Genomic DNA, 21,513 nt, shown 5'->3' with positions numbered 1-21,513 from the left:
AAAGCCGCTGAAGGGCAATTGCAAGTGGTATATATCTGTCACCCGTTGCAGCGTTGGGTATACCAGCTCTGTCTGGGGAAAACGTGTGTGTTTGGTTCGGGTTTTGTGCCAGACAAACTATGAGTTTTACTTCGCAGATGAATGCTTTGCGTGCAGATCAAACCACCCGATGATCTCAGCAAAGAGGTTGTTAGGCGCGGTTTGAGTGGCCAGATTCAGTGCCTTTTGAATTTTCAAAGCGTCTTCGTAAGAAATCCATTTTCCGGGCAGATCTTCGCCAAATACGCCCGACGCGCTTGATTTGAACTTATGATTAACGATCTTGCCGTGCGGCGAATGGGGCGAAACCGTCTGGGTTTCAACGTATTTCTGGTTCGAAAATTTGAACCCGTCATACCCGTTCTCATGCAGAATGTTGAGCATGTCCGAGCTGCCGTTTTCGACCGAAACATAACGTGGCAGGTTCGGAAGCTTCATGATTTGTGAAAGCGCAACACTATCATAACCTTCGATATCGATCTTAATATAAAGAATCTGCCCGGAAACCGAGCTCAGTTCACTGGACAAATCTACCGCAGGGACACTGATCTTTTCGGCCCCTTTGAGCCGGCTGCCGATTCTTTCGTCGACTGAGCTCCAGGCTGAAATATGCTTATTCACGTAAAACGCGACTTCGTCTGTGGTGTCGTCGGTTACAGCAAAATTTCGGATATCGACCCCATCGACGCCGAGATCTGCAAACTGTTTGGCCACTGTGGCGCACAAGTCCGGAATGGCCTCGACAGCAATGACATGAAACCCTCTTTTTCGGTAATAATGCGTGTCCTTACCATCGTTCATGCCGACATCGACAATGATACCCTGATCCGCCTTTGGATATTGGGGTGTGTCGTCTGAGGTCGTTTTTGAGACTTTCGGCCGATTAGCATCTGGATCGGAGGCTATTTTCTTTCCCCGAAGAACTCGTCCCGCATCACGAACACGCCGCGCGGCGCGGGAAAGTCCAGAGTTCTTGTTGTTACTCATGCGCACCCCGGCCTATAGGTCAATGACTTTGATATATTCAAAGATATCGTTCAAAACGCGGGTTGTGAACTTGAAATTTTCCGACACCCAAGGAAAGCGGTCATGAGTTGCGCCTCAGCAGTTGCGAGGGGAATTAATTCAGCCTGTGGTCCTTCCCGGCGCAGCTAAGAGAGCTGTGGCTGATCGGTGATGCAGCCCTTTTGCAGCGTTTTGCGACTAGAGGGCAAATCGGAGCTTAATGAATGTGCTTTTTTTTCTCCGATGCCCCCTCAATCGGGTAGGGGGCGGATTATCCGCCCCTATTGTTTAGCTACGACTTGCGCGTACACCGTCGGCGATTTGTTGCATTTGCTCGGCCGGCAGGAAGCCGCGCAGCATTTCGGTACCTAGGACGAAAGACGGCGTTCCCGAGATATTCATACGCTGGGCCAGTGCACGGGTGCGGGAGATTTCGTCAGTCACCTGGTCACTGTCCATCGCCGCAATGATTGCGTCGCTGTCCAATCCCAAACCGTCAGAAATACGGCGCAAAGAAATCTCATTCGGTTCACCGTTGAATTCCATCAGGGCGTCATGGACCTGTTTATACGCGTCGTCACCGGCGACGTGTTTGGTAGCCACGGCAAAGCGCGAGGACAGGACCGAGGCCTCACCCAGGATCGGAAATTCCTTAATTACAAAGCGGATATTGCCATCTTCGGCCAGCAGGCTGGCAACCTCGGACACTGCGCGGCGGCAATAGCCACAGCGGTAATCCATGAACTCGACCAAGGTAATGTCGCCCTCGGGGTTGCCGCCGACCCAGCTATAGCCGTCGTTGAACAACTCATCCGTATTTGCCTTGACCAGTTCTTTGTCGGCCGCCACTTCCAGCGCGGCATTGCGCTGTTCCAGGATGTCGATCGCTTCAAGGATCACTTCGGGGTTCTCCAACAGGTATTCGCGCACCTGTGCGCCAAACTCTGCTTTTTCAGCATCGCTGAGCGCGTTCAGGTCCAACGCCAGGGCCGGGCCGGTCAAAAGGGAAAGCCCGACAAGGGCGGGTGCTGCACGTCTGAGGATCATTTCAGTTTCCTTTTCGCTTTCTTTGCGCGTTCCGAGGCAATCAACACGTCCTGTGCCCGTTGCCAACCTGGTGAGCCTTCGGGCAGTTGTCCCAAGGCGCGTTTTGCATGAATACCCGCGTCGGCCAATTGGCCTTGCAAAGCATATCGTTCTGCGGTCACGACCGAAGCCATTCCGTTGTTTCCAACCTTCGCATACGCCATTCCAAGGTCATGCATCAGGCGGGCATTCAGGTAGTCTCTTTGTCTTGCTTTTTCAAGCGCTTGTAATGCTTTCTTCGTTTGACCGCTTGCTAAAAGGGCACGTCCGTAGCCAGCAAGAATCAATGCGTTATTCGGGGCTTTGTCCACAGCATTGCTATAGGCAGTGACTGCGTCCTGCAACTGGCGGTTTTCCAGCAAGATCTGGCCCTTTAACTCATAATAGAACGGATCGTCCGGACGAATAGCCAATGCGCCATCTATCGCAGATCGGGCTGATGGCAGATTACGGTTTCGATGAAAGGCCGCTGCTTCGCGCATCAGGCGTATGTCCTGCGCGGTTTCTTCTTTCGCGCGCCGCATAGTCCACGTTGATGACCGAAGGAAGGCGGATAATTTACCTTTCACACGCGCGAACCAGTACTCGGCATTTGGGTCTGTCTTCGACCAGTCGCCGTATTGGTCCAGAAAGGCCTCGGCCGCGCGCAGACGTTCGCGGCTGGTGGGGTGCGAACGCATATAGGGGTCTTGATTGACCGGGTTCAGCAGTTCTTGCCCTGCGAATTTTCGATGTAACGCAACCATACCAGCGGGCGAAACTCCCGCCGACCTGAGATAGCTGGCGGCGCTGCGATCGGCTGAGGCTTCTTCGGTGCGCGTGTGGCTCAGAAAGCTGCGCAAAGCCGCGCTTTGGGTGCCCGCAGCGATACCTGCTGCGGCTTCGCCTCCGCCGGCAATTGCTGCAATCAGAGCCAGCGCAGTGCCAATTCCGGCGTTACGGTTCGCAGCCCCCAGGTTCTCAACGCGCCTGGCCAGATGGCCATTGGCGATATGCGCGGCCTCGTGCGCGATGACCGCTTGCAGCATATCGGGGCTATCAACCGACAAAATCAGCCCGTAATTCAAATAGATCGCACCATAGTCGATGACAAAGGCGTTGAATGTGCCGTCATTGACAACCAGAATTCTAACCCGATTTGTATTCAAACCGGCGGCACGCAGTATCGGAAAGGCCAGTTCCCGCAACCCGTGTTCGATATCGGGGTCCCGAATCAAACCTTGCGCGGATGCCGGAACAACGCTTGCCATCCATGTCACTGCTGCCAGCAACACGGCCGGGATTGACGCCACCCTGCATAAGCGTTCAAAAGCCATGGTCGCAACATGGGAGATGGGCATGAAAAACTCAACCCGGTCCGGGGTCGATCCTTTTATCGTGATGGACGTGATGGAGGCCGCTCGCCGCGCCGAAGAAGCCGGGCGCCACATTATCCACATGGAGGTGGGCCAGCCTGGAACCGGCGCACCCACTGGGGCGACCAAGGCGCTGTCACAAGCAATGGAGCAGGGCCCGTTGGGATACACAGTGGCTTTGGGTCTGCCCGCGCTGCGCCAGCGGATCGCGCGGCTTTACGGCGAGTGGTATAACCTAGATCTGAATCCGGATCGGGTGGTGATTACGCCGGGCTCGTCGGGCGGATTCCTTCTTGCGTTTACGGCGCTGTTCGACAGCGGAGACCGGGTCGGCATCGGCGCGCCGGGCTATCCATCTTACCGGCAGATCCTCAAGGCGCTGGGTTTGGTTCCGGTCGATCTGCCGACTGCGCCTGAAAACCGTTTGCAGCCGGTGCCTGCTGATTTTGCCGGGCTCGACCTGCAAGGTCTGATGGTTGCGTCCCCGGCCAACCCCACCGGCACGATGTTGGATCACACCGCCATGTCCGCGCTGATCGAGGCGGCGCACGGGCAGGGGGCGTCCTTTATCAGTGATGAGATTTACCACGGTCTGGAATATGAGGCCAAAGCCGTGACCGCGCTGGAAGTGACGGATGAGTGCTACGTCATCAACTCATTCTCAAAGTATTTTTCAATGACAGGCTGGCGGGTCGGATGGCTGGTCGTGCCTGAAGATCAGGTGCGCGTGATCGAACGCATTGCCCAGAACATGTTCATCTGCGCCCCGCACGCCAGCCAGGTCGCGGCGCTGGCGGCTATGGATTGTGAAGACGAGCTTCAGGCCAACCTGGACGTAAATCGCCGCAATCGCGCGCTGATGCTGGATGGTCTGCCGAAGGCAGGGTTTACCAATATTGCACCGCCTGACGGGGCTTTCTACGTCTATGCCGATGTCTCTGACCTGACCGATGATAGCCGCGCCTTTGCTGCTGAAATTCTCGAAAAGGCCGGGGTGGCCGTTACGCCTGGGCTGGATTTCGACCCGGTGAGGGGCCATCACACGCTGCGGTTTTCCTATGCCCGCGCGTCCGAAGATATCGAAGAAGGGTTGCTTCGCCTGCAGCGTTTCATGGCGCAACGTGCGGCGCGCACAACACCAGCGTAACCCGTTCACAAAACAGCGCGGGTCGGTTAGGCTGTTGGTCAAACGATCTCGGGAAAACTTGAAGCCATGAGCAGGATTTTCTACACCATCGCCCTGATCTGGGCGCTGACGGGTACTGCGCTTGCGCACGACTTCAGTGCGCTTGCGCGCATTCTGCCCGATCAGAGCCGTATTGCGGATCACGGTCGCGCGGGTGTTCGCGTCGATCTTGGTTTAAGCCAGGGTGTGCCATACCGGGTTTTCACCCTTCGCGATCCCTATCGAATGGTTCTGGATTTCCAGGAAGTTGATTGGACAGGGCTTGAGGTCGACAGTTTTTTGCAGACTGACCGGATCAGCGACGTGAAATTTGGTGCGTATGTTCCGGGTTGGTCGCGGATGGTGTTAGAGCTTGGTGCTCCGCTGGCCGTGGATACCGCGGACATGCGCGTTGATCAGGTGAACGGAACAGCGCATCTTTCACTGGGGTTACGCGGCACTGATTTCGACAGTTTTGCCGCCAGTGCCGGCGCACCGCGCCAACCGGACTGGGACTTGCCGGAACCAGCAGTCCGGCCTGCAGCGCCGGGGCGCGATGGCACGCGCCCATTACTCGTTATGCTGGACCCCGGCCACGGTGGCATTGATCCGGGTGCCGAGGCCGGCGGGACGAATGAGAAAACCCTGATGCTGACCTTCGCACGCGAGATGCGCGAAACTCTGCTGCGTGCCGGTGGCTATCAGGTGATGCTGACGCGTGACGATGACCACTTTGTTAGTCTGGAACGCCGCATTGCTTTGGCACACCGGGCGGGCGCGGATGTTTTTATCTCGTTGCACGCAGATATCCTGTCGGAAGGACAAGCGCACGGAGCAGCTATTTACACGCTGTCCGACGATGCGTCGGACATCGCCAGCCGCAAGTTGGCTGAACGTCATGACCGGGGCGACCTGATTTCGGGTATCGATCTAAGCGGGGCAGATGACCAAGTAGCCGATGTGCTGCTGGACATTGCCCGCCAGGAAACCAAGCCCCGCACCGACGCCCTGGCTCGGGCGCTTGCGGGCGGGATGGCGCAGCAGGGTGGGCCGATGAACAACCACCCAGTCCGCAGGGCGTCTTTCTCTGTTCTCAAGGCTGCTGATATTCCTTCCGTCTTGGTGGAACTTGGGTTTCTCTCAAACACCAGAGACCTCAGAAACATAAAGGACCCCGAATGGCGCAAAGCCATGGCGCGTGGGATTCTGCACGGGTTAGAGCAATGGCGCCGGGATGATCAGGTAAAAAGGTCCATGATTGGCCAGTGACCCTGCGGCGCAAACCGGCTAATATAAGCCACCACGTTTTGACCTCGCAACGGGGCATCACTATATAGGCGGCAGCGCGAGTAAAAGGCAGTGACGTGATCCGTTTCATTCTTTCGTTTTTCGGGGCAATCTTCAGCCTCGTTACCTTGGGTATTTTCATGGCCGCGCTGGTGATCGGCGCGATCTTCTGGATGTATGGGCGCGACCTGCCCAGCCATGAATCGCTGGCGCAGTACAAACCGCCGACGATCAGCCGGATTTATTCGGGCAAGGGGCAGCTGATTGACGAGTTCGCGCAGGAACGACGCCTTTTTACTCCGTCGGAAGAGATACCTGATCTGGTGAAGCAGGCGTTTATCTCGGCCGAAGACAAGAATTTCTACACCCATCAGGGATATGACCCGCGCGGGATCATTGCCGCTGGTGTCGAGGCAGTGAAATCCAAGGGCGAAAACGTACGCGGTGCTTCGACGATTACGCAGCAGGTCATGAAGAACTTTCTGTTGTCTGGTGATCGACGCGCCGAGCGAAAGATCAAAGAGATCATCCTCGCCACCCGGCTTGAGGATACGCTGGATAAGGAACAGATTCTCGAACTCTACATGAACGAGATTTTTCTGGGTCAGAACTCCTATGGCGTAACAGCGGCTGCGCAGACTTATTTCAACAAAACACTGCAAGAGTTGGAACCGCACGAGGCCGCGACGCTGGCAGCGATGCCAAAAGCGCCGTCTGATTACCACCCTGTTCGGCAAAAGGATCGGTTGCTGGCGCGTCGGAACTATGTGCTGCGCGAGATGCAGCAGAACGGCTACATTGATCAGGCCACTTATGAACACGAAGTCGCACAACCGCTGCGCTCGGTTCAGAACGGTGATTTTGAAAGCTTCCGCACAGCCTTGCCGCCACGTGATTACTTCACTGACGAAATTCGCCGCCAACTGAGCGAGGATTTTGGTGAGGGTGAGTTCTTTACCGGCGGCTTCACCGTGCGCGCCTCGGTGGATGAGGAAATGCAGGTCGAAGCGGCCAAGGCGCTGCGCACTGCCTTACAGAAATACGACCGGTCGCGTGGCAGATGGCGCGGCACGGGTGAGGTAATCCCCGAAGAAAAACTGGCCGATGAGACCCAGTGGCGTGAGGCGCTTGCGATCATGGAAATCCCACGCGACGTGGTGCTGCCAACACAGTGGTACCCGGCAGTGGTTTTGAACGTGGCCGAACAGTCGCTGACCGTGGGCATTGAGGATGGACCAGCAGACGGTGTTATTCCACGGTCTGATATCTCGTGGATGCAGGGCGACTTCGCGGCAAACTTTAAACGCGGCGATGTTATTCTGGTAATGGCTGGCGAGGAAGGCCAGTGGTCCGCCCGACAGGTGCCCGAAGTGCAGGGCGGCTTTGTTGCGATGGATGTAAACTCGGGGCGTGTTCTGGCGATGCAGGGCGGGTTCTCGTATCAGGACTCGGTGTTCAACCGCGCCACGCAGGCACAGCGCCAGCCGGGGTCGAGCTTCAAACCCTTCGTGTATGCGGCAGCGCTGGACAGCGGCTATAGCCCGGCGACGATTGTTGTTGATGCTCCGATCGAGGTGAATACGCCGCAGGGTTTGTGGCGTCCCAAGAACTCTACGAACAAATTCTACGGTCCCACGCCGCTGCGGACGGGGATTGAGCAATCGCGAAACCTGATGACGATCCGTCTGGCGCAAGAGGTCACGATGCCTGTGGTCGCAGGATACGCGGAACGCTTTGGCGTTTATGACCGGATGGGTGCATTCCTGGCCAATTCGCTAGGTGCCGAGGAAACGACGCTTTACAAAATGGTCGCGGCCTACGCGATGTTTGCAAATGGCGGTGAGCGGGTTGAGCCCACGCTGGTCGACCGTATTCAGGACCGGTTCGGCAAGACCATCTACCGCCATGATGACCGCCAGTGCGTGGACTGTAATTCGGGCTGGCTGGAGCCAGACGAGTCGCCCACTATCGTGACTGATCGCTGGCAGGTCATGGATGCGATTACCGCGTATCAGTTGACGTCGATGATGAAAGGCGTTGTCGATCGCGGTACGGCGTCTTCAGTTGTCAACCTGCCTGTACCGACGGCGGGTAAGACAGGCACCACCAACGAATCCAAGGATGCGTGGTTCATCGGTTTCACCTCGAACATCGTGGCTGGCTGCTATATCGGCTATGACCGCCCGCGTCCGATGGGGCGGGGGGCTTATGGCGGCACGTTGTGCGGTCCGGTCTTCCAAAGCTTCATGGAGAAAGCGGTTGAGAAATATGGGGGTGGACCGTTCGAGGTACCACCGGGTGGTCAATTCATAAAAATCGACCGTTTCAGCGGCGCGCGGCTGCCGGAAGATGCCACCGGTGACTATGTGGTGGCAGAATATTTCCGCGACGGCGTCGATGGCTTTATCGACCGCGTCTATGACGGTGGGTTTGCGATGGGGTCTGACTTGCCGCTATTTGAAGAGGCAAGCTCGGGCCGTCAGGTCACCACGTCAACCGGCAGTACCGTCACCGTTGGACCCAATGCCAGCCAGGGTGATCTACAGGGCGGTGGCCTCTACTGACATCTGAAGTGTTTCGCGGCGCTGCTGTCTTGTGGTGCCCGTAACCTCTTGCTATCAGGCAGTCCTTATTGAGTGAGTTGGAACAAGACCATGCGCGCCGAAACCCAGAACATCGTGGCAGAGATTGAAAAGTCACTAGAGCTGCTGGCGCAGCGTATGGACTATGAAACCGCTCCACATCGACTTGAAGAGTTCAATGCGCGTGTCGAGGACCCCAATCTGTGGGATGACCCGGAAAACGCGCAGAAACTGATGCGTGACCGGCAGCTTCTGGTCGATGCAATTGAGACCTACGAATCCATCAAAACCGACCTGAACGATAATATCGAGCTGATCGAACTGGGCGAGATGGAAGAGGATGAAGAGGTCGTAACCGACGCCGAGCAGGCCATAAAGGGCCTGAAATCCAAAGCCGCCAAAAAAGAGCTTGAGGCGTTGCTGGACGGCGAGGCCGACGGTAATGATACCTTCCTCGAAATCAACTCGGGCGCGGGCGGGACCGAAAGTTGCGACTGGGCTTCGATGCTTGCGCGGATGTATGTGCGGTGGGCCGAAAAAAAGGGCTATACGGTCGAATTGCAGTCTGAGACCGCAGGCGAGGAGGCGGGGATTAAATCTGCCGCCTATAAAATATCCGGTCATAACGCCTATGGCTGGTTAAAGTCTGAAAGTGGCGTGCACCGTTTGGTCAGAATTTCACCCTTCGACTCGGCGGCCAAGCGACACACTTCTTTCTGCTCGGTCTGGGTTTATCCGGTGGTCGACGACAATATCGAGATTGAAGTTAACCCGTCTGATATCCGCATCGATACTTACCGGTCTTCGGGCGCAGGTGGTCAGCACGTGAACACCACGGATTCGGCGGTGCGGATCACACATATTCCTACAGGTATTGTCGTAACCTCGTCCGAGAAATCGCAACACCAGAACCGGGACATCGCGATGAAGGCCCTGAAATCGCGTTTGTACCAGCAAGAGCTGGACCGTCGGAACGCGGACATCAACGCAGCCCATGAAGCCAAAGGCGATGCAGGTTGGGGCAACCAGATCAGGTCTTACGTTTTGCAGCCTTATCAAATGGTCAAAGATCTGCGCACGAATTTTGAAACTTCGGACACCAAGGGTGTTCTGGATGGTGATCTGGACGGATTCATGGCAGCGACACTTGCGCTGAACGTGGCGGGCAAAAGCCGATCCGAGGCGCAGGGCGACTAAGCTACGCAAGGGGCTTACCCCTTGTCTTTCTTGTAGCGATTGCTGATTTAAACTCGGCCTATCTCATGTTATCCATGCGGTTCCGTGGACGCTTAAAAAGCTTCATTTAAACAAAGGGTTTAAATGAAGGTGTGCCCCCGCTAGGCTAACCTTGCACCAGGGATAGCCCAAAATGAATCTTAGCCAAACGACTGCACGTGATCTGTTGAACGCGATTAAATCCGGACGGATTTCGGCGCGTGAGTTGATGCAATTGACGCTGGATCGAATTGCTGCGGTGAACGGGTCGGCGAATGCGATTGTTGCCCTGCGTGACCCGGATGAGTTGATGGCTGAGGCACGCGCGCTGGATGAGGGGGGAATTCAAGGCCCGCTGCACGGATTGCCGATTGCGGTCAAGGATCTGATAAATGTCGCCGGGGTGGTGTCCTCTCAGGGCTCGCCGATTTTTCGGAACCATGTGCCAGAGAAAGACGACCTGATCGCCGCGCGTATGCGTGCTGCGGGGGCAATTCTGATTGGCAAAACCAATACGCCGGAATTCGGTTTGGGCTCTCATACGTTCAATCCGGTCTACGGGGCGACGCGCAATGCTTACGATCCGACGCGTTCATGCGGTGGCTCATCGGGGGGTGCTGCCGTGGCGCTTGCGACGGGAATGGTCGCATTGGCGGATGGGTCGGACATGATGGGCAGTCTGCGCAACCCCGCCGCGTGGAACAATGTGTACGGGTTCCGACCCAGTTGGGGGCGGGTGCCGTCCGAACCTTTGGGCGACGGATTCCTGCATCAGCTCTCGACGCTTGGCCCAATGGCGCGGAGCCCCGAGGATCTGGGCCTTTTGTTGGACGTGATTTCGGGGCCTGATCCGCGGCAACCTCATGGATGCTCCGACGCGGCTGTGTCTCCGGTGGAGGCAGTCAGTTTGCAAGGGCTGCGGATTGGGTGGCTGAAAGACTGGGGCGGGGCATTCCCGTTTGAGGATGGTATACTTGGTCTGTGCCGGGATGCTTTGACGGTACTCGAGCGACTCGGGGCCGACATAATCCCGGTTACGCCGCCTTTCGAGGCAGAGCGGATGTGGGAGAGTTGGGTTACACTCCGCGCGTGGAGCGTGGCAGCAAGCCTTGCCTCGCTATCGGGGCACCGAGATGCGCTGAAAGAGACCGCGCAATGGGAATTGGACCGCGGTATGAGTCTGACCGCGATGCAGGTTCATGACGCCAGTGTCGTGCGATCTGAGTGGTTTCGCCGAGCCGCTCAATTGTTCAGGGAATATGATGCGCTGATCCTGCCATCAGCTCAGGTCTGGCCATTCGAGATTGAAACGCCGTACCCGACAGCCATCGCCGGGACACAGATGGACACCTATCACAGGTGGATGCAGGTCGTGGTGCCTGTCAGTCTGATTGGCCTGCCGTGCCTGTCGGTTCCTGTCGGTTTCGGCGCGCGGGGGCTTCCGATGGGAATGCAGCTCTTTGGCTCGCGGGGATCGGATGCCCGTATACTGTCGATGGGCGCAGCCTATCATGCGGCGACTGGCTGGCCACAGAAAAGACCGGCCTGATTTTGGAATGGAGGGGAGGAGGATTAACATGGACAAACCATTTGGTGTACCGGACATGGGTCCGGTAAGCATCGAGATGCTGCGCGAGGCTCTGCGCCGCGCCTGGGCTGATTATCGTCGGGCACCGCTGTTTGGGTTGCTGTTCGCAGGCTTCTATGTGCTTGCGGGCTGGGCAATGGCATGGATCACGATACAGACCGGTACGTCCTATTGGTTGGTGCTGGCTGCCATCGGATTTCCGCTGCTCGGACCGTTTGTGGCGGTCGGGATGTATGAGGTCTCGCACCGGTTGGAACAGGGCGAGAAGCTGGATTTTGGCGCAATATTCGGCGTTGTGGTGCAGCAGGGGCGTCGTCAATTGCCTTCGATCTGTGCGATCATTGTTGTGATGTTTCTGTTCTGGTTCTTTCTGGGGCACATGATCTTTGCCCTGTTTATGGGCCTGTCAACCATGACCAACGTGTCGACCTCTGCCGAGGTTTATCTGACCCCGAACGGCCTGACGATGCTCGCCGTGGGCACTGCGGTTGGGGCCGTGTTTGCCACCGTGCTGTACATGATCACTGTACTTTCGATCCCGATGCTTCTGGACCGAGAGCTGGATTTCGTGTCGGCCATGATCGCCAGCTTCAGCTATGTCCGCGACCACCTGATCATCATGCTGTCATGGGGGGCGTTTATTGCGGTTTTGACCTTTGTGGCCATGATTCCGTGGTTTTTGGGCCTGTTGGTTGTGTTGCCGATACTGGGGCACGCAAGCTGGCATTTGTACCGGTTGATCACACAGGCATCCGAGGCAAGCACCGCGTGATGTCTATTTCGCCCCTTGCTGGAAGGTCCGCTCGGCCCGCTGGGCGGTTCGCGCTGCGGCCAGTACGGATGACGTGTCATTTCCTAGATGGCGTAAAAGAATACGTCGGGTCGTCGCAACATTAGCTGTGGTTTTCGACAGACAGATTGCCACCCCGCGCCAATGGTCAGAATTTTCATCTGACCCGCGCGTAACCAAGTAGATCCGACTGTTTTGCGCCGCACGGCTGGACATAAGGATATAGATTTGTCGCCCGGCACTGGCTGCGATGCCCTGCACTTCGCGCTCGTTCGGGGTGGCGCCGGGCATGCTGGCCTTGGGCTCAAACCCGCGCACCAGCGTGCATTGCGGTAACCGGCGAACGTAATATAGCCTGTGCCGCGAGGGTTGATGTTCATCCACCTCGGTCTCCGTCGCATAGTAAAACCCCGCCGGAAGCAGGCTCTCGGTCAGTGTTTTTGGGCCTGACCCTAAGAATTCGGTCAAGGCGGCTGCAGCAGGGTGCGGCGGTGATCTGTCGATTTCGTCCAGTGGTTGCAGCAATATGCGGGCGTCGACGTCAAAAAAGCGGCAAATTCGGTCAAGAACATCAGGCCGCGGAAAGCTTTCACCGCCAAGATATCTGTTGAATTGGGTTCGGTTGACGCCCAAGTGTCGGCAAAGTTCCGAAATGGAGCTGTATTGCTTGGCAAGCTGCCTGAGATTCGCGCCGAACATCCTACGTAGTTCGTCCGGGTTACGAAAATCTTTTGCCATAAGCGTCTCAGGTTCCAGCGACTTGACTAGCGTACATCGCGGCTTTGACCCGGAGGCCGAAACAACGCATAAGCACGCAAATATTACAAGGCCGGGCGCATCCCTACGCCACGACAGTCCCTGAGGCTAACGTTCAATCCTACAAACGCAATAGGCTTTATCCTATTTTGTGTGATCTTTTTAGCTCTATTCCACGAATAAACGCTGCATTTACAAAAAGTGGCAAATGTATGGCAAAAAACCATTAAAAAAACCCACCCTTAACGTGCAATTCGTAAGGGTGGGGTGCGGATCACTCTCCGCGAAGCAGTGCTGCGACGCCGGTGCGCGCCACTTCAACCAGACCCAGCGGGCGCATCAGGTCAGCAAACGCATCGATTTTGTCCGGTGCGCCGGTGATCTCAAAGATGAAGGAGCCCAACGTACTGTCGACCACGTTGGCGCGGAAAATATCAGCCAGCCGCAGCGCTTCGACCCGTTTGTCGCCCGCGCCGACAACCTTGATGATGGCAAGCTCGCGCTCAACCGCGTCCCCTTCAACGGTCAGGTCATGCACTTCATGGACGGGGACGATCCGGCCCAGCTGCGCCTTGATCTGTTCAATAACTTGCGGTGTGCCGACGGTCACGATGGTAATGCGGCTGAGATGCCCGGTATGGTCCACCTCTGCCACGGTCAGGCTTTCGATGTTGTAGCCACGGCCCGAAAACAGCCCGATCACGCGTGCCAGGACACCGGGTTCATTCTCGACCAAAAGCGCAATCGTGTGGCGTTCCTGCAGGTCGGAAAATGTTGGGCGTAGGTTATAGGCAGAATGGCGTGTGGCGCCTTTTTTGATATGTAGGGCAGACATTTATGTCCCTTTCATCATCCTTGTGGTGTCGGGCGCCAGGACGCCCGACAAAATTCGTCGCGTGCTTTAAACCAGAACCGAGCCTTTGCTGTCGATCACGCCCTGCGTTTCGGCCTCACCCAGCAGCATCTCGTTATGTGCCTTGCCGGACGGGATCATGGGGAAGCAATTTTCGTGCTTTTCAACCAGGCAGTCAAAGATCACCGGGCCGTCATAGTTGATCATTTCCATGATCGCATCATCAAGATCGGCAGGGTCCGAGCACAAGATACCCTTGGCCCCAAACGCTTCGGCGAGTTTGACAAAATCGGGCAGAGCCTCGGACCAGGAATGCGAATACCGCTCACCATGCAGCAGTTCCTGCCACTGGCGCACCATGCCCAGACGTTCGTTGTTCAGGATGAACTGCTTAACGGGCAGGCGGTATTGAACGGCTGTGCCCATCTCTTGCATGTTCATCAGCCACGATGCTTCGCCCGCCACGTTGATGACCAGCGCGTCAGGATGGGCCATTTGCACGCCAATGGAGGCCGGAAAGCCGTAACCCATCGTCCCCAATCCGCCAGATGTCATCCAGCGGTTAGGATCTTCGAAACCCAAATACTGTGCCGCCCACATCTGATGCTGACCAACCTCGGTCGCGATGTAGCGATCGTGGTTTTTGGTCAGTTCTTCAAGGCGTTGCAGCGCGTATTGTGGTTTGATCGACTTTTCGCTGTTGGTGTAGGCAAGGCAATTCACCTTGCGCCATTCGCTGATCTGCGCCTGCCACTTCTTGACAGCGGCGGCATTGGTCTTGCGCCCGCGCGCCTTCCAGACCTTCAGGATGTCTTCAAGCACATGAGCCACATCGCCAACAATCGGTATGTCCACGCGGATAACCTTGTTGATCGACGATGGATCAATGTCGATATGCGCCTTTTTTGACTTTGGCGAGAACGCATCAATCCGTCCGGTGATCCGGTCATCGAACCGCGCGCCAATGTTGATCATCAGGTCGCAGTCATGCATCGCAAGGTTGGCCTCGTAAAGACCATGCATGCCCAGCATGCCCAACCAGTTTTCGCCGGACGCCGGATATGCGCCAAGGCCCATAAGGGTCGAGGTGATCGGGAAGCCCGTCGCGTCAACAAGTTCGCGCAGCAATTGGCTGGCCGCAGGACCCGAGTTGATGACACCGCCACCGGTGTAAAAGACGGGCTTTTTCGCCGTCTCTATCGCAGCAACCAGCTCTGTGATCTCTTCAAGATCGCCTTTCAGAACCGGCTGGTAATGCGAGGTCGACGGTTTCGGCGGGCTGTATTTCCCGGACGCAAACTGAACGTCTTTGGGAATGTCGATCAATACCGGCCCCGGACGGCCCGAGGTGGCGACATGAAACGCCTCGTGCACCGTTTCGGCCAGCGTGTCCGTTTCCTTGACGAGCCAGTTGTGCTTGGTGCAAGGGCGGGTGATGCCCACCGTATCAGCCTCTTGGAATGCGTCCGAGCCGATCATGAAGGTCGGCACCTGACCGGTCAGAACCACAATCGGGATCGAGTCCATCAACGCATCCGTCAGGCCGGTCACCGCGTTGGTGGCACCGGGACCCGAGGTCACAAGCGCGACGCCCGGCTTGCCGGTCGAGCGGGCATATCCTTCGGCAGCGTGTACCGCGCCTTGCTCATGCCGCACCAGAATGTGACGAATGTCGTTTTGCAGAAAGATCTCATCATAGATCGGTAGGACGGCGCCACCAGGGTATCCGAATACCGTGTCCACGCCCTGATCCTTGAGGGCTTGAACCACCATCTTTGCGCCGGTCATCTCACGTGTCATCTGCTTTGCTCCGTTCGCGACATGTGTCTTGCGTTTCGCATAAAAAAAGCCCCCGAGATTTTTCGGAGGCGCATGGGTTCGATTATGGTTTACCGTTACCGGCCCATGCGCGTTGTTCCTACGATTACGACTAGCGTTTTCATCGCCAGAGGCTCCTTTTTAGCTTGGAGGGACATTATGGGCGGGCGCTGAAGTCGTCAACAGGCAATCGTACCAATTTTGTAACCTCAATTGCTGATTTTGCGACATTTTATTGCGCAGATTGCCGCAGGTAGGGAATTTTCGAGAATTTCATCCTGATTACCTAACGCTGTGGGGATTTTGGCAGGTCAAAAAGCGTCAGCGCGATGTCCGAAACAGACATGAGCCGCGCGTTTCTCTGTTTCACGCTTATCGCAGGCGGACAGTTCAGGGAGGCGAATGATGCTACACGACTTGGTTGATCTTGGACGGTATCCAATCGATCGGCAGGGGTCTCGGGCTTATGATCAGATGATCACCGATTTGAGGCGCGCGCTGGATCAGGATGGTTGCGCGGTCCTGCCCGGATTTGTGCACCAGGACGGGCTGGACCTTTTGGTGCGCGAGGCTGACAAGGTCGCCCCGAAAGCCCATCGGTCCTTTAACCGGACGAATGCCTATTTCACCAAAGATGATCCCAGCCTTGGCATTGGTCATCCGTTACGTCGATTTTATGATCGTTCAAACGCATTTGTGCCGGCTGATAATTTTCCTGCGTCCGGCCCTCTGCGCCGGATATATGAATACGCGTGGTTTATGCCGTTTATCCGGGACGCGCTGGATGAGCCCGAAGACCATTTCTTTCGCTACGATGACCCACTGGCGGACGTCATCGTAAACGTGGTCGAAGAAGGGCAGGGTTTTCCTTGGCATTTCGATACCAATAATTACACGGTCACCCTCGCCATTCAGAACGGAGACGCCGGTGGCGCATTTGAATACGTGCCCAATCTGAGAACGCCGGAGAATGAAAACTTCGCGGCTGTGGCCTCGATCCTGGATGGAGACAGGACGCAGGTGCGCGAACTGGAGTTACAGCCGGGTGATTTGCAGATTTTCAAAGGGCGCTACGCGCTGCACAGGGTCGCGCCGGTATCCGGTGAACGCAGCCGATACGTTGGCATTTTCTCTTTTGTCGAAGCCCAGGGGATGTGTGGTGGGGTTGAGCGCACACGGCAGCTTTACGGGCGCGTATTGCCTCATCATCATGACCGGGAAGGGATGAGAAACGACGAACTGTTGGACTAAACTGTGTCAGGTTGATGTGAGACAAACCAGAGGCTCGGATGCCTAAGGTTTTGCAGCTTTCGCCGTTTGTTTTGTGTGCGTCCACCCTTTGACCAGCCGTATCAACAGCGCGAGCCTCAAGTGGCTGACGAAGACGGAACGCTGGCTTTTTTGGTCAGCATATTCGGCCAAGGGCGTAAATCTCTGGCCATGAACGCTCCCGCCCGTTGTCGATGCGCCGGGGGCGCATGTCCGCCGGTTGGGCCGGGCAGCGCTGCGCGCTGCGGTGGCGTCTAAAAGCCCGGGCTGGTGCCCTGAAGTACGCCGTGCTCCATCGCGTAGCGGGTCAGCCCTGCGGTTGAAGAAATGCCGAGCTTGCGCTTGATGTTCTTGCGATGCGTCTCAACCGTTCGAACCGATATGTCGAGGACCAGCGCAACTTCCTTGTTGGATTTGCCCTGCGCCAGTTCGAGCAGAATTGTCTGTTCGCGCCCCGTCAGTGCATCACGCGTGCCGTCCAGTTTGGGTTGCAGCGAGCCGCTGGCACCAGTGCACAGGTACCGCTCACCTCGCATAACCGCGTCGATTGCCTGTTTGATCTCGTCCGTAGGGACGTCTTTCAGCACATAGCCCTTTGCGCCATGGCTGAGCGCGGTTGAGATATATTCCGGGCTGTCATGCATCGACAGGATCAGGATGCGCGTGTCCGGCAGGCGTTCGAGAATGATCTCGGTAGCACCCAGCCCGCCAAGGCCGGGCATGTTCAAATCCATCAGGATGACATCAGGGGCCAGATCCGCGGCCTGATCGACGGCCTCTTGCCCGGTTCCGAGCGTGCCGACGACTTCGATCTCGGGATAGCTTTCAAGGATCGACTGAATCCCTTCGGCCACCATCGGGTGGTCATCGACTATCAGAACTCGAATCGTCATGTGCCGGCCTTTCGGTTCAATGTGGCTTCTTCCTGCGGTGGCAACAGGTGGCTGAGGGGTAGGGTGACTTCGATCACGGTGCCGCCTTGCGGACCGCGTGATGACAGAATCCGCAGGGAGCCGTCAAGCTGTTCGATCCGCTCTTGCATGTTGCGCAATCCGATGCCCGAGCTTGCATGACCCGGCTCACGCGGAAGACCGCGGCCATTATCTGTAATGCGCATGGTAGCGCCTTTCTGGTGGCCACGCAGGTCAATAGTAACGCGGGTCGCATCTGCGTGACGCTCGATATTTGTCAGGGCTTCCTGCGCTATCCTGTACAGCGCGATCTTGGATTCTTGATCCAGCCGGTTGCGGAAAACCACGGTTGAGAATTCCGTTTCGATGCCGGTACGCTCACTGAAATCATCTGTCAGCGCCTGCAACGCAGGGCCGAGGCCCAGATCGTCCAAGACGCCAGGGCGCAGATCGCGGCTTATGCGGCGGACCTCGATGATGGCAGTGCCCAGATTTTCTATGCCTTTATAGAGAGGGTCGCGGGCGGCCTCGTCGTCCCCGCGTTCAAGCCGACGCCGGGCGTTGTCCAATGCATAGCGAACGCCAACCAACATCTGACTGATACCATCATGCAGTTCGCGCGCCACGCGACCGCGTTCTTCCTCTTGCGTGTCGAGCACCCGCTGCGTCAACTCTTTCAGCTTGGCATCCGCCAGTCGCCGCTCGCGAAAATTCAGGAACATACCTGAGGCAAAGACAATCAGGACTGCCGCCAGAGTGATCCCGCCAATATAGTAGAACGTCCGCTGCACGCGGGTCTCGACCTCGGCCCGGGCTGCGGCGATCGAGGCGACGACATCGTCTATGAAAACGCCAGTGCCGACCGCCCACTGCCAATTGGGAAAACTGGTCACGTAGGTGATCATCTGCGCCTCTTCCCCGGTTGAGGGTTTGGGCCAGAGATAGGTGTGATATCCAGCACCCTGCCTTGCGACCCGAATCAACTCGTCCACAATCGGCGTGCCTTCGCTATCGGTCAGGCCGCTCCAGTTCTTGTTGATGAACTCGGTCTGGCGTGGGCTGACAAGATTGTTACCATCGTAATCATAGACAAAGAAAAACCCGTCATCGCCGTAGATCATCGCCGACAGGATCTGCGTCACCTGATCCTTTGCCTCCTGATCATCGGGTTGAGCAGAACCGTAGACGAAATAGAATCCGTTGCGGGCTTGGGTCACGTAGTTACGTAATTCTGCCTTCTTGGCTTCGATAAGCTGTTCCTCAAGCTGAACAATTTCGCCTTCGGCGAGTTTGCGGGATTGGTCCGCTACAAGGATCGCAATTGCGGCCACCGCAACGATGAGCGGCAACGTGGCCAGCAGCGACAGCTTCTGCGCATAGTTTGGTCGAAAGACGTTCCGGAATCTCCCCATACCCCTGCGATATTCAAATTTTGCACAAAAAGCAAAGTCCAGCCGTCCGAGGTTACGTAGATAAGGGCAAAACCGAAATAATCCGGGGCAAATCCAATGGTTTGGCCCAAAGAAAGGCGGTTTCTACGTAGTAGTAGGTATTTTCTTCACTGGTCGCGGCGATATGATGCCCGACACTGAAAACGATCAACTGCCCCAACGGGCAGACCACGACTTTGGGAGGACTGACTAAATGGATCGTCGTTCATTTTTGAAAACCACCGCTCTGGGCAGCAGCGCGGCGGCAGCAACGGCGCTGGCCGCACCTGCCTATGCTCAGGGTAAGCGGACCCTGACAATGGTGACATCCTGGCCGCGCGGCTTTGCCGTTCTGGATGACGCCGCCACCTATATGGAGCAGATGGTCGGCGAGATGTCCGACGGTCAGTTGACCATTGAAAAGAAAGCACCGGGCGAACTGGTGGGCGCGCTGGAAGTATTCGACGCTGTTTCATCGGGTCAGGCGGATATGTATCACTCGGCCGACTACTACTTTATCGGTCAACACCCCGGATATGCCTATTTCACGGCCGTTCCTTTTGGCGGAACCGCGCAGGAACTGACCAACTGGTACTATCACGGCGGCGGTGAAGAGCTGCATGACGAGCTGGGCCAGATCTTTAACCTCAAAGGCCTGCTGGCAGGAAACTCGGGTTCGCAGTCCGGTGGCTGGTTCCGCAACGAGATCAACTCGGCCGCGGACTTCAACGGGTTGAAGTTCCGTATGCCCGGTCTGGGCGGTAAGGTTTTGGGTAAACTGGGCGCGTCCGTTCAGAACATTCCCGGTGGTGAACTGTATCAGGCGCTGTCTTCGGGTGCACTGGATGGTCTGGAATGGGTTGGCCCCATGGCCGATGAACGCGCCGGGTTCCAGGAAGTTGCCAAGGTCTACTACACCGCTGGCTTCCACGAACCGGGCTCGGGTCTGTCGTCGTCCGTTAACCTGGACGTCTGGAACGAGTTGACCCCTGCGCAACAGGCAATCATGCGCTATGCGTCGATGGCCACAACCCACTATCAGCTGGCAGAAACGCTGGCCAATAACGGTGCCGCGTTGGCGCGCCTGCAGTCGCAGGGCGTCAAGACGCTGCAGTTCTCGGATGATGTCTGGGATGCGTTCGGAAAAGCATCTGCCGAAGTCATGGACGAGAACATGGGTGACGAGCTGTTTGCCCGCATCCGGACATCGTTCGAGGAATCGCTGGCAACATCGGCGTCGTGGATCAACAAATCCGACGGCTACTATGTCCAACAGCGTGTCCGCGTTCTGGGTGGCTAAGTAACAGCCTGAAATCCTTGAGGCCTCACGCATGTGGGGCCTCTTTTCAATAGATATTCTCTGAATCTGCGGACCCCTGCTAAAGTAGAGGCCACGGACATTCAGATGAGTGAGGGACATCATGGACGATAGCAGCTCGGTTGGTTTGACCGACGCTCTTGCCGCAATCGGCGGCGGGATAGTCTGGGTTCTGCAAAATCTGGCGCAAGCCTTTTACAATATCGGCTACGCGGTGACCCATCCGGGCCTTTGGCTGGATTGGTCCGACAAAGAAGCTGTCATGCGCTTCGTCTACTATGGCGGGTCGGTTGAGTTCTTCTTTGCCGTTTTTGCAATTCTTCTGGTCATCACGATCATCGGTATAATTCGCAACCCCTTCATGTGGGGCTGTGTCAGGGTGCTTGAAGGATTCACAAACACCCTTGGCCGGTTCTTTGCATGGGCCGGTCTGCTGATGGTGCTGCAACAGATCATCATCGTGATCATGCAGCGCATTTTCACAAGGCCCGACATCGTGATCGCGTTTGGTATTCCAGTGCAATTTGACATCAGCTGGTATGCAGAAATGCTGAAGTTTTACAACGCGTTGGTGGTGTCCTTTTGTGTGGGCTACACGTTTGTCCAGGGCGGACATGTGCGCGTTGACCTGCTGTATGCGCCAGCGCGGTTCGGCACCAAGAAGGTGGTCGACATGCTGGGCTCTGTCTTCTTCATGATGCCACTGGCGGTTCTGGTCTGGATGTATGGCTGGTATTTCATGTGGCGGCATCTGATCGTGCCGAAACCATCGGCCAGCGACACACTGGATCGTCTTTTGATGAAGGCCAGGGCAATGCGATGGAATGTCGAGACCATCGGCTTCAGCCCCAACGGATTCACCGCGTATTTCCTGTTCAAGATCATGCTGGTGGCGTTTGCCGGGCTGGTGTTTCTGCAGGCAGTCGCATTCTTGTACCGGTCGTATCTTGAATATGTCGAAGGGCCGGAGAGTGATGGAAAATACCTTGACAAGGACAGCCTTGGCGAGGGCGAAGAAGCCTACGAAGGCGCTCATTAAGGACGGA

The 21,513-nt window shown here is 56.6% G+C and carries 17 protein-coding genes; 9 read left to right on the top strand and 8 right to left on the bottom strand.

Features of this window, described 5'->3' with window-relative positions; translation table 11 throughout:
- Positions 1–126 precede the first annotated feature (126 nt).
- From AVO44_RS02175 to AVO44_RS02165, 3 genes are all read right to left on the bottom strand, one after another.
- On the bottom strand, positions 127–1,026 hold the full coding sequence (locus tag AVO44_RS02175) for an FkbM family methyltransferase (RefSeq protein WP_068331871.1): 900 nt from the start codon (positions 1,024–1,026) through the stop codon (positions 127–129).
- A 306-nt stretch (positions 1,027–1,332) separates the two neighbouring features.
- Positions 1,333–2,091, bottom strand: a complete 759-nt coding sequence (locus tag AVO44_RS02170) for a DsbA family protein (protein ID WP_068331869.1) — start codon at positions 2,089–2,091, stop codon at positions 1,333–1,335.
- A complete protein-coding gene (locus AVO44_RS02165; RefSeq protein WP_068331866.1) occupies positions 2,088–3,470 on the bottom strand; it encodes a M48 family metalloprotease in 1,383 nt (460 codons plus the stop codon). Before AVO44_RS02165 ends, AVO44_RS02170 begins: the two co-directional genes overlap by 4 nt.
- Here AVO44_RS02165 and AVO44_RS02160 point away from each other — a divergent pair.
- From AVO44_RS02160 to AVO44_RS02135, 6 genes are all read left to right on the top strand, one after another.
- The gene (locus AVO44_RS02160) at positions 3,469–4,632 is read left to right on the top strand and encodes a pyridoxal phosphate-dependent aminotransferase (protein ID WP_068331863.1); all 1,164 of its coding nucleotides are present in this window, start codon (positions 3,469–3,471) and stop codon (positions 4,630–4,632) included. The two genes, AVO44_RS02165 and AVO44_RS02160, sit on opposite strands and share 2 nt — an antisense overlap.
- Positions 4,633–4,698: 66 nt before the next feature.
- Positions 4,699–5,919 carry an N-acetylmuramoyl-L-alanine amidase gene (locus AVO44_RS02155; RefSeq protein WP_068331860.1) on the top strand — a complete coding sequence of 407 codons (1,221 nt, stop codon included), beginning with the start codon at positions 4,699–4,701 and terminating at the stop codon, positions 5,917–5,919.
- A 95-nt stretch (positions 5,920–6,014) separates the two neighbouring features.
- On the top strand, positions 6,015–8,501 hold the full coding sequence (locus AVO44_RS02150; protein WP_068331856.1) for a penicillin-binding protein 1A: 2,487 nt from the start codon (positions 6,015–6,017) through the stop codon (positions 8,499–8,501).
- Between the two features lie 90 nt (positions 8,502–8,591).
- Positions 8,592–9,716: a peptide chain release factor 2 gene (gene prfB / locus AVO44_RS02145; protein ID WP_068331853.1), complete on the top strand. Its 1,125-nt coding sequence runs from the start codon at positions 8,592–8,594 to the stop codon at positions 9,714–9,716.
- Positions 9,717–9,888: 172 nt separating this feature from the next.
- A complete protein-coding gene (locus AVO44_RS02140) occupies positions 9,889–11,283 on the top strand; it encodes an amidase (RefSeq protein WP_068331850.1) in 1,395 nt (464 codons plus the stop codon).
- Positions 11,284–11,311: 28 nt separating this feature from the next.
- Entirely contained in the window at positions 11,312–12,094 is a 783-nt protein-coding gene (locus AVO44_RS02135; protein WP_068331847.1) for a DUF2189 domain-containing protein, read from the top strand.
- Between the two features lie 3 nt (positions 12,095–12,097).
- Here AVO44_RS02135 and AVO44_RS02130 read toward each other — a convergent pair whose 3' ends face one another.
- The 3 genes from AVO44_RS02130 to AVO44_RS02120 form a co-directional block, all read right to left on the bottom strand.
- A complete protein-coding gene (locus tag AVO44_RS02130) occupies positions 12,098–12,850 on the bottom strand; it encodes a helix-turn-helix domain-containing protein (protein ID WP_082677359.1) in 753 nt (250 codons plus the stop codon).
- Between the two features lie 292 nt (positions 12,851–13,142).
- Positions 13,143–13,703: an acetolactate synthase small subunit gene (gene ilvN, locus AVO44_RS02125; RefSeq protein ID WP_068331841.1), complete on the bottom strand. Its 561-nt coding sequence runs from the start codon at positions 13,701–13,703 to the stop codon at positions 13,143–13,145.
- A gap of 66 nt (positions 13,704–13,769) precedes the next feature.
- Positions 13,770–15,521 (bottom strand): acetolactate synthase 3 large subunit, encoded by a 1,752-nt coding sequence (locus AVO44_RS02120; protein WP_068331838.1) that lies wholly within the window; start codon positions 15,519–15,521, stop codon positions 13,770–13,772.
- Positions 15,522–15,944: 423 nt separating this feature from the next.
- On the opposite strand from AVO44_RS02120, the gene AVO44_RS02115 reads away from it, so the two are divergent.
- A complete protein-coding gene (locus tag AVO44_RS02115) occupies positions 15,945–16,790 on the top strand; it encodes a HalD/BesD family halogenase (protein WP_068332644.1) in 846 nt (281 codons plus the stop codon).
- Between the two features lie 272 nt (positions 16,791–17,062).
- Here AVO44_RS02115 and AVO44_RS02110 read toward each other — a convergent pair whose 3' ends face one another.
- Together AVO44_RS02110 and AVO44_RS02105 are read right to left on the bottom strand one after the other, a co-directional pair.
- Positions 17,063–17,701 (bottom strand): response regulator transcription factor, encoded by a 639-nt coding sequence (locus AVO44_RS02110; RefSeq protein ID WP_068331834.1) that lies wholly within the window; start codon positions 17,699–17,701, stop codon positions 17,063–17,065.
- On the bottom strand, positions 17,698–19,131 hold the full coding sequence (locus AVO44_RS02105) for a cache domain-containing protein (protein WP_068331831.1): 1,434 nt from the start codon (positions 19,129–19,131) through the stop codon (positions 17,698–17,700). The genes AVO44_RS02110 and AVO44_RS02105 overlap by 4 nt, the downstream gene beginning before the upstream one ends.
- A gap of 232 nt (positions 19,132–19,363) precedes the next feature.
- Here AVO44_RS02105 and AVO44_RS02100 point away from each other — a divergent pair, with 232 nt between their 5' ends.
- Positions 19,364–20,449, top strand: a complete 1,086-nt coding sequence (locus AVO44_RS02100; protein ID WP_068331828.1) for a TRAP transporter substrate-binding protein — start codon at positions 19,364–19,366, stop codon at positions 20,447–20,449.
- Between the two features lie 121 nt (positions 20,450–20,570).
- Positions 20,571–21,506, top strand: a complete 936-nt coding sequence (locus AVO44_RS02095) for a TRAP transporter small permease subunit (RefSeq protein WP_068331826.1) — start codon at positions 20,571–20,573, stop codon at positions 21,504–21,506.
- Positions 21,507–21,513 lie beyond the last annotated feature (7 nt).

Source organism: Ruegeria profundi, from assembly GCF_001507545.1.
GTDB classification, from domain to species: domain Bacteria; phylum Pseudomonadota; class Alphaproteobacteria; order Rhodobacterales; family Rhodobacteraceae; genus Ruegeria; species Ruegeria profundi.
The sequence above is the reverse complement of the archived record's forward strand: the minus strand, read 5'-3'. Positions and strand labels throughout refer to the sequence as shown.